The organism is Pseudoalteromonas sp. HF66 (assembly GCF_011806445.1).
Lineage (GTDB): Bacteria > Pseudomonadota > Gammaproteobacteria > Enterobacterales > Alteromonadaceae > Pseudoalteromonas > Pseudoalteromonas apostichopi.
Genome location: NZ_JAATOU010000001.1, coordinates 375953 through 393265 on the forward strand (window position 1 = coordinate 375953; position 17313 = coordinate 393265).

Below are 17313 nucleotides of genomic sequence, written 5' to 3' on the forward strand. Positions count from 1 at the left end.
GACGATTGGATATAGTTTCAAGAATAAAAGAGCGCTTAGGGCATTTGCGCCAATCAGAACAAGCCGTCGCTCAATTGATTTTGGCGGATCTGCAGTTTGCAGCTTCTGCAAGTATTAGTGATTTAGCAGATAAAGCGAATGTTAGTCATGCGTCAATTACCCGCTTAGCAAAAGCGCTAGGTTGTAGCAATGTACGTGATATGAAGTTACAACTTGCGCAATCTTTAGCAGTAGGTGAGCGATTTATAAATGAAAGTTCTACGCAGCGAGAAGATATCCCCGCTATTTACAAAGCAATTCACGATATTTTAGATATCAACGCAGGACTAATTAAACAAGCCGATGTAGAGCAAGCTGCCCTATATATTGCCAATAGCCGCCATAGCTTAATTTTTGGTGTTGGTGGGGGGAGTTCCGTAGTTGCACAGGAATGCCATAATCGTCTGTTTCGATTAGATATTTTAAGTAATGCCTACAGTGACCCTGTGATGATGCGCATGACGGCGGCAAGTGTTGATGTGAGCGACGTCGTTGTGATGCTATCTCTGACGGGTTGTGCTCGTGACTTGATTGATACTGCGCGTATTGCAAAAGAGTATGGCGCTAAGGTTATCGCAATCTGTCCGCAAAGTGAGTTAGCAGATTTAGCCACGATTCATTTGCCAATCAAAACTAACGAATCTGATTACATTTTTACGCCAAGCACCGCGCGATATGCGATGTTAGCTGCAGTTGATGTGTTAGCCAGTGAAGTCGCAATTTTGACGCAAAAGAAATCTCGCGAAAAATTACGCCGCATAAAGCATGAGCTTGATCAATATCGCCAAGGACCGGACCGTGCACCGATAGGAGATTAGCAATGCAGTACACCGTCTCACAACCTGTTGATACATTAATTCAAGGCGCTAAAGTATTTGATGGCCTTGGCAACGAAGCGCTTACTTGTGATGTAGCTATTAGCGGTGATCGTATTGTTGCCATTGGCAAATTAACGTCATTGTCAGCAAAAGAAGTCATTGATGCTAAAGGCCTATGCCTTGCTCCTGGGTTTATTGATGTTCACACGCACGATGACCTTGAAGTACTGCGCAATCCAAATATGGCTGCAAAAATCAGTCAAGGTGTCACAACCGTAATCACAGGGAATTGTGGGATCAGTGCAGCCCCTGCAATTGTTAAAGGATGCGCTCCTGATCCGATGAACCTACTCGGTGCAGCCAGTGAGTTTAAGTTTGCCAACATGGCTGATTACATAGCAGCAATTCAAAGCGCTCCTTCGAATGTCAATGTAGCCGCTTTGGTTGGTCACACAACGCTTCGTAATAATGTGATGGATGATTTATTGCGCACGGCGACTGAAAGCGAAGTTACTCAAATGTGTCGGCAGCTTGAAAGTGCATTGAATGCTGGCGCGCTAGGATTAAGTACCGGCCTTGCCTATAAAAATGCGAATTTTGCCACAACTGATGAAGTTCAAGCGTTTGGACCTGTGCTAAAAGCACATAATGCGCTGTACACAACACATTTGCGCACCGAATTTGATGCTGTGCTTGACGCTATGGATGAAGCATTTGCGATGGAAAAGCTGTTTGATATTAAGGTGATCATTTCTCACCTCAAGTGCGCTGGTAAAAATAACTGGGGACGCGCGCCTGAGTTAATCGAACGATTTTCAGTTCAGGGAGCGCATTCTCGTTGTAGTTGTGATGCTTATCCTTATGCCGCTAGTTCAAGTACATTAGATTTAAAACAAGTGACAAGTGACTTTGAAATTTTTATCACGTGGTCACAACCACATCCAGAAATGGCCGAGCGCTCACTACAAGAGATTGCTGATGATTGGCAGTTGTCATTAATTGATACCGCTAAAAAGCTGCAACCAGCCGGCGCTGTGTATCATGGTCTGAATGAAAAAGACGTAGCAATGATACTCGCTTTTGATAAAACCATGATTGGTTCAGATGGTCTCCCTTGTGACCCTCATCCGCATCCCCGTTTGTGGGGGTCTTTTCCACGTGTGTTAGGCAAATACGCTCGCGAAGACGGTATTTTTTCACTTGCGAAAGCGATCCATAAAATGACTGGGTTAAGCGCGAGTAATTATGGTTTAACCGATCGTGGTGAAATTGGCTTAGGTAAGTTTGCTGATCTGGTTCTTTTTGACAGCGATGCCATTTGCGATAACGCCACATTTATTAATTCCGAATTGCCGGCTTCAGGCGTCCATCGTGTATGGACCAACGGGCAGGCAACACTTCTTAATGACCAAGTTGTGCCAGCACACTCGGGCAAATTTTTAACATCAGTTGGAGAATAACATGATCAGACGTATTGGTATTGAAGGTGGTACAGGCACCGGTGGACAGCATTTACCTTTTGCTCGAGCGATAGAAGCAGGTGGTTGGTTAATGGTTTCGGGGCAAACACCAATGAAAGATGGTGAAGTTGTTGAAGGTGGCATTATTGAGCAGTCGCGTTTAGCGATTCAAAACTGCATCGATATTATGGATGAAGCTGGTTTTGGTCTTGAACATGTGGCGCATGTAAAAGTGATTTTGACCGACTCACGCTATTTTCAGTCGTTTAATAAGGTATTTAAAGAATTTTTTGGCGAACATCCGCCGGCACGTATTTGCGCAGTCGCAGATCTGGTTGTTGACTGTAAAGTCGAAGTTGATGTGACTTGTTATAAAGCACCTTAAAAAACGTTAAAGCGTTCAGCAGCAAAGGCTGTTGAACGTCAAAAGCACGAAACGAAATTATAACTATAAGCACCAAGCCAAACAGCAGGTAATCATAATAATGAGGCTTAGGTGAAGCAGGATGTCGTATGAAGTGGCAATTATTAATGGCCTTTTTAGGTTATCTGATTTTTATGATCTGGTTTGGCTGGTGGGTTAGTCGTAACAACAAAACGGGTGATGATTTTCTTCTAGGCGGACGAAACCTTCCTTTATTTTTAACCTTAGGTACTACTGTTGCAACTATGGTTGGAACTGGCTCATCCATGGGAGCCGTAGGTTTTGCCTACAGCAATGGTTGGGCTGGCATGATATATGGGCTCGGAGGTGCGTGCGGGATTTTATTGCTGGCTAAACTTTTTGCGCCGGTCAGAAAATACGAATTTATGACAATGAGCGAAGAAGTATCGTTTTATGTCGGTGCCAATCCGCTTGTTAAAAATACTATCGCTATTTTTATTTTTGTAGCCAGTATCGGTTGGCTTGGCGCACATATATTGGGTGGTGGTATGTATTTGGCTTGGTTAACAGGTCTGTCGCCGCTCAGTGCTAAATTATTTATTGCACTTGGTTTTAGTATTTATGTTGTTATTGGTGGTTATGTAGCCGTTGTATGGACAGACTCTATTCAAGCACTTGTGTTGTTTATAGGATTTTTCTTGATGGCGGGTGTCGCGTTGTATCAGGCAGATGGTTTAGTCGCAATAAACGAAGCACAACCTTTATTAAATCAAAGCTTTTTATCGTTAGATAAAATAGGTGTAGTGCATGGGGTTTCGTTATTTTTTGCAGTGTTGATTGGTGTTTTAGTCGCGCCTTCATTTCGTCAACGTATTTATTCTGGCAAGCATGTGAAAAGTATCCGGCAGTCGTTTTATTTATCAGGCGGCTTATATCTGCTTTTTGCGATCGTGCCAGCGATTATTGGTATGGCTGCATACAAACTAAACCCATCACTTGAAAACAGTGCATTTTCTTTCCCTTACATGGCCTTTGAGCTGCTTCCGTTTGGCTTAGCTGCGCTGGTTATTATTGCTGGACTTTCAGCTACTATTTCTAGTGCTAGCTCAGATGCTATTGCGGCTGTTAGTGTGCTTATACGTGATATTTATATACTGGTATTTAAACGGATGCCGCATGCAAGTGAAGTCATAATGCTTTCGCGAATTGGCCTGGTGCTAACTATTGGTATCGCGTTGTTATTGGCATTACTTACCAATGATGTGATTGGTTATATCACCAATATGATTGCCACTTTGATGTCGGGATTATGTGTATGTGTTCTACTCGGACATTTTTGGCCGCGCTTTAATTGGCAAGGAGCAATGACAGCCTTGTTTGTGTCATTTATTGTATCAATGGCGGTCATTTTAATACCGAGTTGGCAAGCTTATTGGAGTAATCCAATTATTCCAGCGACAACTGCATCAATGCTTCTATCGGTATTTGTAACGCTCATTACTCCAAAACAAACATGTGATAGTGAACAAGCATTAGCAATTTTAAATGCACAAAGAGAGGCGATGCATCATGATTAAAATCGCATTTTTTGGTGAAGCTATGCAGGAATTAAATGACGAGCACGTACTTCGTTTTGGTGGTGATGTTTATAACACTGCAGTGTACTTTAAACGCTTAGCACCACAGGCAGACGCGCAATTTGTTAGTGCTATCGGTATTGATGAAATAAGCCAAGCTGCCCAGACGCTTTGGCGACAGCAAGGGTTATCACTTTCGTTTGTGCAAACGTCAACGGATAAAACATTAGGACGTTATGGAATTACAACTGACAGTCATGGTGAGCGAAAATTTTGTTATGCACGAAGTGACAGCGCTGCCAAACAATTTTTTCAGTTAGATACACAACATAACTTTATAGAATCGTTAAGAACTACACACTTTAGTCATTGTTATTTATCGGCAATTAGTCTCGCTATTTTAGATACAGCTAATCGGCTGTTACTACTCGACGTATTAGATGACTTTAAGCGTGCAGGTGGCAAAGTGATTTTTGACAGCAACTACCGCTCGGTTCTTTGGCAATCTGAGCAAGCGACTCCGTTTTATTTAACCGCTTACAAGCTTGCCGATTATTTATTTGTGACTGACGATGATCATCATGGCGTTTTTGGTCAATGTAATGAGAAAGAATTAGTCAGCTTTTATCAACAATTTACCAATAAGCTGGTGATTATTAAGCAAGGTGTAGCTGATACTTTAGTGCTCAATAACAAGGAAATACAACGCTTTACTGTACAAAAGGCTGAGCATGTGGTGGATACCACTTCCGCTGGTGATGCCTTTAGTGCGGGTTTTTTAGCTACATATTTATACTCGCATAATACACAACAGGCTATAAGTACCGCACAACAAGTAGCGCTTCAGGTTATTGCTCAAAAAGGAGCGATAGTGCCAACAACAATCCAAATAGCGAATGAGGGTTAAGCAATGACTTATTTTTTACGTTTATTGATGTGTGCTTTATGCGTGACAGGCACTGCCGTCGCTAAACCGCCATTGTTGATGCCTATGCCTGTAAGTGTGACGAATCTTGATGGCCAGCTGCAACTGACATCGAGCCATCTATCAGTTTACCTTGATGAAAAGTACAGAAACTCAAGTAAGTTACTATTTGAAAATACGGCGTTTTTACAAAATTTTTCATCAGTTACTTGGCAAGATAAGCGCAGTGCTCAGTTAAAAATTGAGGTGGCTGCTTGGCTGGGTGATATCCCTCGATTAGATGTTGATGAAAGTTATCAACTGATTATTAGCACTAAGGCCATAACACTTAAAAGCCAAACACAATTTGGCATGTTGCGCGGTTTTGCAACGCTTAATCAATTGCTATTTTCAGCAAAGACACCTTATCAACTTAATGCAATGACAATCAACGATGCACCCACTTATCCATGGCGTGGATTGTTATTTGATAGCGTGAGGCATTTTTTACCTATTAGTGATGTAAAACGGACATTGCGAGGGCTAGCATCAGCAAAAATGAATGTATTTCATTGGCATTTAACCGATGATCAAGGCTGGCGTGTTGCCCTTAAAAGCTACCCGAAATTACACCAAGTTGCATCCGATGGGCTTTTTTATACCGCAGAAGAAATCAAAGATGTCGTGGCATATGCAGCAAATTTAGGAATTCGAGTTGTGCCTGAATTTGATGTGCCAGGCCATGCCAGTAGTATCGTGCTTGCTTACCCAGAGCTTGGCAGCGGAACAAAACTTGATGAGATAGAGCGTCGCTGGGGTGTATTCAGGCCTTTATTAGATCCAAGTAATCCTAAGGTTTATAGTTTTGTTGAAGAAGTTGTTAAAGAATTGACAGAGTTATTTCCTGATCATTATTTACATATTGGTGGTGATGAAATAGATGACAGAGATTGGCAAGAAAATACTCAAATACAATCATTTATGGCTAAGCATAAGCTTTCGGATACGCATGGCTTGCATGCTTATTTTAATCAGCGAGTTGCGGATATATTAGCAAAATATAATCGTAAGATGATAGGCTGGGATGAAGTGTTACACCCTAAGTTACCCGAGCAAACCTTAGTGCAATCTTGGCGCGGCCATCATTCCCTCGCGGCTATACAGGAAGCTGGGTTCGATGGGTTATTATCGAGTGGCTTTTATATTGATCAACCACAATGGACCAGTTATCACTATCGCAACCACCCAGATCCAATTAAACCTAAAAGGGTAACTGCTAAAGAGGTAATTAACCACTCAGTTTTTACTTTGAAACGATTAAAAGGAAGTTCAGTCAAAGGAAAAGTGACGGTATTTAGAGATACTCAATCCTTGTTAGCAGCATTGGTATACATAGAAGGAAAAGGGCATTTTATTACTGACCAAGTTGCGCAATCAGAGCACGGTTTTGAGTTATTGATAGACACTTGGATGGGGCCTACAAAGCTTTTTGTAGGAAACATTGAAAGTAATCAAACTGCATTTGTGGGTAACACTCCATACAAGATGAAAAGCAAGTCAGAAAATAAACCAAGCTTAACGGCACTTAATATTTCACTTCACGATGAACAAGGTAAAGATAAAAGTGGCAGGGTGTTGGGCGGTGAAGCAACTATCTGGGCCGAACTTATAACGACAGAGAGCTTAGATACTCGCTTATGGCCTCGTTTATATGCGATTGCAGAGCGATTTTGGTCGCCAAAAACGCAAGTAAATGAGCGAGATATGTATCGTCGTTTAGCAGTAATGGATGAGTTTGCATTGCAGCATGGAGGTCGGCATAAGCAGCAATTTAGTGCTCGATTGAAGGCATTGTTAGGCGACAATGTAACACAAGAGAAAATTGCTAATTTACTAAAATTTAGCGAGTTTTTAGAGCCTGCACATTATTACACCTTGCATCATTTAGCTTATTTGCGTGATGAATACCATCATGGGGCTCCCCTTGATAAGTTAGTTGATGTGCTGCCAGTTGAAAGCTTAATGCTGCGAGAGTTTGATTATAAAGTGGCTGACTACAAGCAGTCTTGTTCTAAAGCTCTTGAGAGCTCATTGCAATTACAAGTTGATGAATGGCATAAGTTTATTAAGCATAACAAGGTCTTAATTGAAGGAATTAAAGAGTGGCGAAAACCCTACCTGCAAATTAAACACGCGCTGCAGTCAAATGAGTCACAGTTCATTGTTAATAATAATGGCACGATTGCTCAGTTAGTGGCTTCATTAAATCAATATAAAAAAGTGTCTTCACTTTGTAAAAACAGTGGATAATGAGCAATTAAAAGGAGTGTTAGTTTCGGAATTTATTCTGGCCTAATGCTCTATTTGTAGGGCTAAAAGGTACTTTTTTATGTGAATCTATCACTTACTGAGATAAACTTTATTAAAGTACCTTCACAATTGGTTTTTCAATGTGGTTTAGTAACAATAAAGATCAACTCATTCATGAGTTGCAGCATGATGTTGATAAAGGTCAGCAGTATTTAGCTGGGATCAGAGAAAATATTGCTTATATCGAATTTACACCCGATGGAACTGTTCTTGAAGCCAATGATTTGTTTTGTAAAACAATGAAAGTGCAAGCAGGCGATATTATTGGTCAGCATCATAGTAAGTTTTGTGCGCCTGAATATAGTAGCTCAAAAGAATACCAAACCTTTTGGCAAGATATTGCTAGAGGCCAAGCAAAGTCAGGGGTTTTCTCTCGCATTAATGGTGCCGGCGAAGATATTTGGCTGCGTGCAACTTATTTTCCCGTTAGGGGTGATGATGGCCAGGTACGCTGTGCGATTAAGTTTGCTTCAGAAATTACCAGAGAAGTTGAAAAGCTTGATGAAATGTCGGCAATTTATGATGCCGTTAATAAAAGTACTGCGATGATCCGTTTTACTCCTGATGGTCATATTATTTCTGCAAATGATAATTTTCTTAATTTTGTGGGTTACAGTCTCGCTGAAATCCAAGGTCAGCATCATAAATTGTTTTGTTATGATGACTTTTATCAAAACAACCCCAACTTTTGGCAAGAGCTTGCGAACGGGCGCATTTTTTCTGGGCAATTTTCTCGTAAAAAACGTGATGGCAGCCCGCTTTATTTAGAGGCAACCTACAACCCTATTTTTAATAAACAGGGTAAAGTGACGCAGATTATTAAGTTTGCATCTGATGTCACCGCCAGAGTTAACAGCACCGAAGAAGTTAAACATGCAGCAGAAAATGCCGGCTGCACTTCGAAGGAAACCTCGCAAGTCGTGACGAATGGTCAACAGCGAATTTTGAACAGTGTTGAGTCATCAAAAAAAGTGAGCGAGCAGGTTCATCAAACTCGTGAATTGTCAGATGTATTAGCGCAGCAGTCATCACAAATAGGTGAAATTGTAACGACTATTAATAGCATCGCAGAGCAAACAAACTTACTAGCCTTAAATGCAGCGATTGAAGCCGCTCGAGCAGGGGAGCATGGTCGTGGTTTTGCGGTGGTCGCCGATGAGGTTAGAAATTTATCGCAACGTACTTCTGCGTCAACCAGTGAAATATCAGGTCTTATTGGGAAGACTCAAGAAATTGCAGCAAAAATGACAGCCCTTATCGAAGAAATAGAAGCGTTGTCTGGTGAGTCTCAACAAAATGTTGAAGAAGTCAGCATGATAATGGGAGACATTAAATCAGGTGCAGATAAAGTAGTGGATAAAATATCCGAAGTGATTACTCGCTACGATAAACTTTAAAACAAAAAGCCCGCATTGCGGGCTTTTTAGTGGGGTATTGATACTAATCTGCAATAATACATAATTATTTTGAGGGATTAAACCTGTCGCTATCTGCGTTAAAAATTTCTGATTTAGAACAACTAAATAACGAAATTTTTGCATTGTTACCAACAAGCTTTTATTGCCTCAAAATAGACCACTTAATTAAGTGAATTGATATTAAAGCCAATATTATTCAGAAACTGTGAAAGACACGTTTAAGTCTTCACCCGATGTTACTGTAATTGGTTTAACTTGATAAAGCGTAAATGCTTCGTCTTGAGTTTCTACGTCATCGATATGCGCTGCACAGGTGTAGGCAAGTTGGTAATCACCTGGTTGAATGAACGCAAGTTCAAATTCGTATTGGTTATCTTCGCTATCGAAAATAACATCAGCAGTTGCAAGTGGTGCATCTAGTGGTGTTTCATCTTCGTTAACTTCATAGTTATCCATTGGCATTTCAACATCGCTGCTGTATAGGTAAACAGCATGACTGAATGAGCCATCTTCTAATGCGATATCGATATTATCTGTTTCACAGTTAGCGATGAGTACGTCGCTAACAGTACCTTCGATATCTTCAGACTCGGCAAGGTTTTCTAAACGAACACCGCGTGGTTTTAAGAAGATCTCATCACTATTTTGTGGATCAACCAATGACTTTTTAAGGTCAAACTCAATAACAAAGTCGTTACCAGCTTGGTTAAGGGTAAAACCATCAAGTTGGATTTCACCTACACCATCGTTGCCTTTACGCTTAACAACCAGTGGTGCAATGCTGTCATCTTCGTAAACAACATGCGAAGTCATGGTTAAATCGTTTGTGTCACCATTGATCACATCTGCACGGATCCATTGATATTCGCCAGCAGGAACTTCTTCATCTTCTAGTAAAGAAAATACATCATCACCTGTGTAGTCTAACAAGTTAACCATTTCAGGCATGGTTTCATCATCATCTTTACGGGTCTCAAAAGTGAACTCTTCACCACCTTGGGTTTTCAATGTGATTGAATCAAATACAACATTAACAGCTTTTAAACCTGTCACAGGTGCGTCAGACACACCTAACGTGAATTGTGCAGTTTGCGGCTGAGGATCAACCGAGTCGTTCTTGTCGTTATCTGAGCCACAACCAACCAGTGCAAATAGAACGGCGCCGCTAAGTAATGTAGTTTTAAAGTTCATCATTTCTTCCCTATATGTTCTAAAAATTTACTAATAGTGTAATAACTAAAACTTAATGTAACTTGAACTACTAATAGTAAGTTTCTGGTAACACCTTTGTACCTTTTTTGTAATGAGATGAAAGTTTTTAAAGGTTTAATTTCAAATAAGAGTGTTTTTGAGGTAAATCCATTTTTCATCCACATTTTGCTGACACCATAACGAAAAATAAAAACCTAGGAACAAAAATGAAAGTTATTGACTTAGAGAAGCGCTTTGAGCTTAGAACTTGGGTCTTGTTAAGTGTATTTAATATGCTCTTATTGGTAGGTTATATGCATAGTAAGTCGGAGTTAGGCAATTTATTTTTTAGTTTTTTACTGTGCAGTGTTTCGTTGTTATTGGCGCTACTTGTAGTGAACTCAAAACGCAATTTAACAGTGTGTCGCCATGGCGTGTATTACCGTAATATATTTGGACAATGCCGTCATATGCATGCAAGACAAGTTCAGTTTATTCATCATTACTCACTTTTTGGTCTGCGTTTAGTTCTTATTATGAGTGAGAAATATGCCTGCTTTGCGCCATTTTATAGTCTCAGTCATAAGCAGCAACAACGCCTTAAGCGCTACGATAATGATTTATTCGATTGGTTAAAGAACTTACAAAAGACCAATGATTTTTGTTAAGCAGGTATCTCTACCTGCTTAACAATTACGCTAAAATGTTAGGTTTTATAACGACTTACATTTTTTTCTAATTGCGTTGCCGTGTCTGACAGCTCATGCATGTATGATGTGGCTACATCGGTATCATTGGCGGTTTTGTTAGCAATATCAACAATGGTCGTCATGTTTTGATTAATCGCTTCAGACACTGATGTTTGCTCTTCAGCGGCTGTGGCAATTTGTGCATTTTGTGATGTTATGGTGTTAACCGAAAGCAGTACTTCATTAAGCGCTTTTTCGACTTCGCCCGCCTCATTAACACTGGTTGCACTGCCTGATTTAATTGACTGCATAATGCTATTTACAGTTGTTGTTCCTTGCTGTACTTGCTCAATCATTGCCTCTATTTCGTGAGTACTGTCTTGCGTGCGTTTTGCAAGCGTACGCACTTCATCAGCCACCACTGCAAAACCACGGCCCGCTTCGCCAGCACGTGCCGATTCAATTGCCGCGTTTAGTGCCAATAGATTCGTTTGCTCGGCAATGTTTCTGATCACATCAAGCACACTACCAATTTGACTCGATTGTTGATTAAGCTGATCGACCGCATTAGCTCCTTCATCAACTTGTTTGGCAAGGCCGTTAATTACTTTTATAGCGATAAGTAACTGGTTGTTAGCTTGTTTGACTAAATGATCGGCATGTTCAGCAGCGGTTGAGGCCTCTTGGGCACTGCGTGCCACTTCCATTGACGCCGCTGACATTTCGTTTATTGCCGTTGCAACTTGTTCACTTTCTTCATGTTGACGATTAATACCTGCGTGCATATTGGCAAGTAGCTCATTGAGCTTATGTGACGCTTGATTCATCGATTGCGATGATTGGCGTATATCAATAACCATTTTTCCGACGTCATCGGCAAAGCGGTTAAACGAGCTGCCAAGTTTGCCGAGTTCATCGTCTCGTTTCACCATTAAACGCTGGGTTAAATCGCCATCACCTTGTGATATATCGTTCATTGCTAGTACGGTTGTGTGAAGAGGGCTAGTAATACTGCGCGATACCACCACAGCAATCGCTGCGGTAATTGCAACTGCAAATACTGAAGCGATAATAGTATTAATAAAGGCATTATCAATACCTTCATTAACTCGTTGCTCTGTTACTGCAACTTGTTGCTCAAGGCCGCTGATCCAAAAACCTGTACCTAGTACCCAATTCCATTTTGGTACCAAAGCGGCATAACCGAGCTTAGGATTTACACTGCCATTGGTATTTTTCCAAGAATACTGCACATAGCCACCGCCTTTCTTCGCCGCATCAATGAGCTCTCGTATCAGATAAACCCCATTAGGATCTTTAAAATCATAAAGGTTTTTACCCTCAAGAGAGGCGTTAACGCCATGGGCAATGTTGATACCTTTAACATCATAAACAAACACATAGCCGGTATCGCCAGCATCATCAAAACGCAAATTACGTAAGATACTTTTTGCTTGGTTTTGCAGCTGTTCAGTATTAGAGCCATCATCTTGCGCGATCAGGTGAGCAATCGAGCTCATGGCAATTTTTTGATAGTTACTGACTTCGGCCTTTCGGTCGTTTTCCATTTGTGTGGCAAAACTTTCAACGGTTTGTGCACCACTGTGTTTTGACTGCACATAGTTGTAGAGTGTCAGCATAATTGCAATGAGTAGGGGGGGAAGTAGGGCTAGAAAGAGTACCCGTTGCTGTATTGATAGCGCCATTTATCGCTCCTAATAAAAATCCGCAGTACTAGTTTAGTACGTTTAAAGATTTTTATTAGTCGACTTTATGGTTATATCAATTGGCTATAAAAAGCAGATCTAGGCGACTTGCTTATAAAAATACACCGTTGCGTCAAATTCACCGGAGGAACTTTTCGCAAAACCAGGAATAGTGCCAGCTTCAATATAATCGAGTTTGCGATACAAATATGAGGCAGTATCACCTTGGCGGGTATCAAGTACCAGTAATTGAATACCTAATGTACGGGCGTCGGTCTCTAGACTATTCATCAATTGTTTTGCTATTCCTTTGCCTTGATATTCGCTGTGTACCATGAGCTTTTCTACCTCGCCGCGGTGAGCGCCATTGGCCTTGGCGCACAAAGAAAGCTGCACTGAGCCAATCACCGTATCACCATCAAGGGCAAGATAAAGCCTACGGTAAGGAGTTGCTAAATCTCCATCGACCCCTTGCCAGTAGTCATGTGCTGACTGTAATGATAAAGGGGCAATAAAGCCGATTGATGCGCCACTGGCAACGCTATCAATCAGTAAAGTATTGAGTGATTTAGACACCCCTTTAATAGAGTGTACTGCTTTAAGTTTCATTATTTATTCTTGTTGAAATGGATACACAGAGCCTAAATTAAGTAAGCTGGTTAACTCATCAAGTGCCTGATAGCTTTCGGTTAAAAGCAGTGGGTCGGCAAAGTCGTCACTACTTAAAGAGTCACGGTAATGCTTATTCGCCCAACTCACTAGTTGAGTATATTTTTCTTCGCTGAAGCGCACACCCGGATTGATCGCTGCCAGTTCGTCAGTATTGAGTGCAACACGTAAGCGTAAACAAGCAGGGCCACCACCATTTTGCATGCTTTGGCGCAAGTCAAAAAAGCGTACTTGTTGAACTGGGTTATCTGCCAAAATCATTTCTTGAATGTAATCGTGAACGGCTTGATTGCGCTGACACTCTTTAGGAGCAACCAGCATCATGCTGTCATCATTTAAGGTAATTAATTGGCTATTAAATAAATAGCTGCTTACGGCATCTTTAATGTTCACTTTATTGGTTGGTACTTCAATAATATGCAGTGGCTTGTTGCCAAGGTAGGCTTGTTTAATTTGTTTTAAAGTATCAGCTTGATGCAAAAACGCTTGTTCGTGGCATAAAAGTACATTGCCATTGGCCACAGCAATTACATCGTTGTGGAAGACACCTTGATCTATTACATCAGGATTTTGTTGAATAAATAACTGATTTTCTGGCTTTAGCTGATGTAAACGGGCAATTGCTTGCGATGCTTCTAGAGATTGTCTTGCAGGAAATTTAACGGGTTTTGGTAGGGCGCTATTAAAACTACTTGCACCATAAACAAAGATCTCAAGCCCTGCATCTGCATGGCTGTCGCATAATCGATTATGATTTGCGGCACCTTCATCACCAAAAAAGCCTTGATCAGGTAAGTGTGTATGATGGCTAAAGTAACGCTCATCGTTAAACATGGCTTTTAGTAATGCCGTTGTTGTGACAGGTTCTAACGAGCGGTGAAATTTGTTATTTAAGTTAGCAGCCGTAAAGTGCACTTTGCCATCAAGAGTATCGACTGAAGGCGAAATAGTGCCAGCATTGGCTGTCCACATTGCCGATGCACTGTAACAAGCTCGCAGTAAAACAGGGTCGGCTTTAAATGCTTTTTCAATAATTTGGCTATCGCTGCCTGTAAAGCCTAAACGCCTTAGCACATTAATGTCAGGGCGAGCATGAGGTGCAAAAATACCTTGTTCTAGGCCTAATTCGTGCATTGCCTTCATTTTTTCAAGGCCTTGTAACACAGCCTCTTTGGGGTTGGAATGCGAAGAGGCGTGACTTAGTGAAGCGACATTGCCATACGATAATCCCGCGTAATTGTGAGTAGGCCCCACTAAGCCATCAAAGTTTACTTCTACTGCGTGCATACTTAATCCATCATTATTGTGCGTGTATTTTAACCATACAGAAGTTATTTAGCTGAAGCTAGCTAACTCCATTTCTACATTACGTAGACTTTGTTGAAGGCGCTTCTGAGTGGCAATTAAATACGCTTTTTGTTTGTTCTGTTTAACTTGTTGCTGTCGTGCAGCTTTATATAACACACGCTTAGGAATGTCGTACTGCTCAGACGCTTCGGTGATTGTAAGTTGATGAACCGAAATTTTTTTAAGCGCTTCAATAAATGCGGGGTCATTATTTAACATAGCGACGCTCCAAATCAGCAACATTATGCGGATCGTTTGCTTCATGCATATGCCATGTGCTGATGTCTAATCGCCAAAGTAGATAAAGAGTGTGAAAGAAGTTAGTCACGTTAGTCTCCTTGTTAGTGCCTGTTCATACTCACTATAGGAAGATCTGTGCCAAACCTTTATTAAATTTAAAAGCATTAAAAATCAATTGGTTAATATTTTTTGGCTGGGGAGTCCCTAAAATCAGGCACTAAAATAGTGAAAGGTAATTGCTGTAATGCACTTTAATGATGCGTGCTTGTATTGCCTATGAAACTGTTATTGTTGATTTGTGATGTTAACTATATGATGTTTGTGACTGATAATCGTAATTGAAGTTTTGCTCCAATATTTAAAGTATGCACAAGGAATTGGTATGAGTAGATGGGATGATGATAAGGTAAAAGTTAAAGATATTTTTGATACTATCAGGAATTTTGGTCTCTGTGGATTAGTCTTTTTCTTAGCTACTAAAAGTTTGTTCTATGTTAGCTCTGTCGAATATTTTAATGTAATTCATAGAGCTACTTCAGCCTGCTTGTACGGTCTTTCGCTATATCTTTTTTATATTAATACTCGGTTGTTCAATAAAATTATAAAAGAAGAGTTTGATGGCGGGAAAGTTGGTGTATTTTTATACATGGTAATTCCAGCTTTGTTTTTCATTTTAGGGATTAACATTTTCTTCCAATCAGCACTATCGTTTCAACTTGACACAAATCAAACGGTAGGTGAGCTATCAATTAAAGAACTTATCGAGAATATACCTGAAAATAATTAGCAAATTAGCGCTAAACTCTCAGCGCTAATTTGATTTTAGACTAATACTGACCAGCAACTAGCAACTTTACTCTCTCTAACTTTCCCCTCGCAACTCGTATCTTTCCCTTTGTAACTCGTACCTTGTTACTCAAACCCTTCCAATACCAGCTTTCCGCGAGCCTTATGAGACTCTAAAACCCTATGGGCTTTAATAAGGTTTGCTACGTTTATCTTACCTAAATGTTCACCCAATGTTGTTTTGATTGTGCCGTTATCAACTAAGGTGGCTAGCTCTGAAAGAAGCTGATGCTGGGCAATCATATCATCGGTTTGGAACATTGAGCGGGTATACATAAACTCCCAATGCAACGAAATACTTTTACGCTTTAACTTTAAAATATCAAAGCTTGCAGGGTCGTCGATCAGTGCCAATTTACCTTGTGGCTTGATCACTTCCATAATGCTATCAAGGTGTTGGTCGGTGTGCGTTAAGCTAATTACGTAATCAAATTCACTAAGTTCAGCTTCAAGGCGTTGCTGGTTAAGGTTTTTGCTATGATCAAGCACATGATCAACACCTAAATCTTTAAGCCAGTTGGCGCTTTCTTCTCGTGCGGCGGTACCAACAACTGTTAAATTGGTAAGCTGTTTGGCAAGTTGCACTAAAATTGAGCCTACACCACCTGCGGCACCGATCACTAATACAGAGGCTGGTTTATTGTTCTTAGATTTTTCAATCTGTAAGCGATCAAACAATAACTCCCATGCCGTGATACTGGTTAATGGCAGGGCGGCTGCTTCACTATTGCTGAGGCTTGTTGGTGCAAGACCGACAATGCGCTCATCAACAAGTTGCAGCTCAGCATTACTGCCTTGGCGCGTTAAGTCGCCAGCATAAAACACACGGTCACCCACATTAAATAACGATACTTTGTCGCCAATAGCTTTAATCGTACCCACAGCGTCCCAGCCAATAACCTTATAGCCACTCTCGGGTGACACATTAGCGCGAATTTTAGTATCAACTGGGTTTACTGAAATTGCTTCTACGGTTACAAGAATATCGTGACCTGTGGCAACTGGATCAGGTAATTCAATCGCTTGTAGTGATGAGTCAGATAACGTTGGGGTTGCTGTGGTGTATCCAAATGCTTTCATGATGGTGTCCATATTGATGAGTTTTGAACACTATAGCGCATAGAATTATATTAAAAAGAGTTGTAATCCAAATTCACTTTCAAATAATTTTTGTTAATTAAGGTCACCATTTACTAAATCGAGTAACTCAATCAGTTGCAACGCTTGTTGATCGTTAATGCTTGGGAAGCGACAACGAATTTTCGACGGTATCTCAGCGGCTTGATCTTGCATCGCTTTGCCTTTGGCTTCGAGCTGAACGAGTCGTTTGCGTTTATCTTGGCTATCTTTGATGATCGATAATAATGCTTTGTCGCTCATTTTTTTTAAAATTTGCGTCATCGCACCGCCATCAATGGCGGTTTTTTCAAGTAGTTCAGCAATGCTGATCTGATCTTTTTCCCACAGCGCCATCATCACTACGTATTGCGGGTAGGTTAAATCTAATTGATTGAGAGAATCTCGATACGCACGGGCAATTCCATTCGATGCCATATATAAGCGATGGCATAGCTGGTTATCTAATTTTAGTTGTGGGTATTTCATACTCGATCCTCAAAATTTAATAAGAGTATTTTAATTTGCATGCAAAATA

At 40.7% G+C, this 17313-nt stretch carries 16 protein-coding genes; 9 read left to right on the forward strand and 7 right to left on the reverse strand.

Annotated elements, in window-relative coordinates:
- The first annotated feature begins 5 nt into the window (after positions 1-5).
- From HCZ11_RS01570 to HCZ11_RS19695, 7 genes are all read left to right on the forward strand, one after another.
- Positions 6-857, forward strand: a complete 852-nt coding sequence (locus tag HCZ11_RS01570; RefSeq protein WP_167657446.1) for a MurR/RpiR family transcriptional regulator — start codon at positions 6-8, stop codon at positions 855-857.
- A gap of 2 nt (positions 858-859) precedes the next feature.
- Positions 860-2317, forward strand: coding sequence for an amidohydrolase family protein (locus tag HCZ11_RS01575; RefSeq protein WP_130052825.1), 1458 nt, complete (start codon positions 860-862; stop codon positions 2315-2317).
- Position 2318: 1 nt separating this feature from the next.
- The gene (locus tag HCZ11_RS01580) at positions 2319-2702 is read left to right on the forward strand and encodes a RidA family protein (RefSeq protein ID WP_167657447.1); all 384 of its coding nucleotides are present in this window, start codon (positions 2319-2321) and stop codon (positions 2700-2702) included.
- 128 nt (positions 2703-2830) lie between these two features.
- Positions 2831-4279, forward strand: a complete 1449-nt coding sequence (locus tag HCZ11_RS01585; protein WP_167657448.1) for a sodium:solute symporter family protein — start codon at positions 2831-2833, stop codon at positions 4277-4279.
- A complete protein-coding gene (locus HCZ11_RS01590) occupies positions 4272-5186 on the forward strand; it encodes a sugar kinase (protein WP_167657449.1) in 915 nt (304 codons plus the stop codon). Before HCZ11_RS01585 ends, HCZ11_RS01590 begins: the two co-directional genes overlap by 8 nt.
- Positions 5187-5189: 3 nt before the next feature.
- Entirely contained in the window at positions 5190-7493 is a 2304-nt protein-coding gene (locus HCZ11_RS01595) for a family 20 glycosylhydrolase (protein ID WP_167657450.1), read from the forward strand.
- Positions 7494-7633: 140 nt separating this feature from the next.
- The gene (locus HCZ11_RS19695) at positions 7634-8950 is read left to right on the forward strand and encodes a PAS domain-containing methyl-accepting chemotaxis protein (RefSeq protein ID WP_167657451.1); all 1317 of its coding nucleotides are present in this window, start codon (positions 7634-7636) and stop codon (positions 8948-8950) included.
- Positions 8951-9163: 213 nt separating this feature from the next.
- On the opposite strand, the gene HCZ11_RS01605 is transcribed toward HCZ11_RS19695, so the two are convergent.
- On the reverse strand, positions 9164-10162 hold the full coding sequence (locus HCZ11_RS01605) for a DUF4382 domain-containing protein (RefSeq protein ID WP_167657587.1): 999 nt from the start codon (positions 10160-10162) through the stop codon (positions 9164-9166).
- A 227-nt stretch (positions 10163-10389) separates the two neighbouring features.
- On the opposite strand from HCZ11_RS01605, the gene HCZ11_RS01610 reads away from it, so the two are divergent.
- On the forward strand, positions 10390-10830 hold the full coding sequence (locus HCZ11_RS01610; RefSeq protein ID WP_167657452.1) for a hypothetical protein: 441 nt from the start codon (positions 10390-10392) through the stop codon (positions 10828-10830).
- A gap of 38 nt (positions 10831-10868) precedes the next feature.
- Here the strand turns inward: HCZ11_RS01610 and HCZ11_RS01615 are convergent, their stop codons facing one another.
- The 4 genes from HCZ11_RS01615 to HCZ11_RS01630 all read right to left on the reverse strand — a co-directional run bounded on the left by HCZ11_RS01615 (position 10869) and on the right by HCZ11_RS01630 (position 14792).
- On the reverse strand, positions 10869-12557 hold the full coding sequence (locus HCZ11_RS01615) for a methyl-accepting chemotaxis protein (RefSeq protein WP_167657453.1): 1689 nt from the start codon (positions 12555-12557) through the stop codon (positions 10869-10871).
- A gap of 99 nt (positions 12558-12656) precedes the next feature.
- Positions 12657-13166 (reverse strand): GNAT family N-acetyltransferase, encoded by a 510-nt coding sequence (locus HCZ11_RS01620; protein WP_130052817.1) that lies wholly within the window; start codon positions 13164-13166, stop codon positions 12657-12659.
- Between the two features lie 3 nt (positions 13167-13169).
- Positions 13170-14513 carry an N-succinylarginine dihydrolase gene (gene astB, locus HCZ11_RS01625; protein WP_130052816.1) on the reverse strand — a complete coding sequence of 448 codons (1344 nt, stop codon included), beginning with the start codon at positions 14511-14513 and terminating at the stop codon, positions 13170-13172.
- 48 nt (positions 14514-14561) lie between these two features.
- Positions 14562-14792: a helix-turn-helix domain-containing protein gene (locus tag HCZ11_RS01630; RefSeq protein WP_054562555.1), complete on the reverse strand. Its 231-nt coding sequence runs from the start codon at positions 14790-14792 to the stop codon at positions 14562-14564.
- Positions 14793-15195: 403 nt separating this feature from the next.
- Here HCZ11_RS01630 and HCZ11_RS01635 point away from each other — a divergent pair, with 403 nt between their 5' ends.
- Positions 15196-15600 carry a hypothetical protein gene (locus HCZ11_RS01635; protein ID WP_105173664.1) on the forward strand — a complete coding sequence of 135 codons (405 nt, stop codon included), beginning with the start codon at positions 15196-15198 and terminating at the stop codon, positions 15598-15600.
- A 125-nt stretch (positions 15601-15725) separates the two neighbouring features.
- Here the strand turns inward: HCZ11_RS01635 and HCZ11_RS01640 are convergent, their stop codons facing one another.
- Together HCZ11_RS01640 and HCZ11_RS01645 are read right to left on the reverse strand one after the other, a co-directional pair.
- Positions 15726-16739, reverse strand: a complete 1014-nt coding sequence (locus tag HCZ11_RS01640) for a zinc-binding alcohol dehydrogenase family protein (protein ID WP_167657454.1) — start codon at positions 16737-16739, stop codon at positions 15726-15728.
- A 93-nt stretch (positions 16740-16832) separates the two neighbouring features.
- Entirely contained in the window at positions 16833-17264 is a 432-nt protein-coding gene (locus HCZ11_RS01645) for a MarR family winged helix-turn-helix transcriptional regulator (protein ID WP_130052814.1), read from the reverse strand.
- Positions 17265-17313 lie beyond the last annotated feature (49 nt).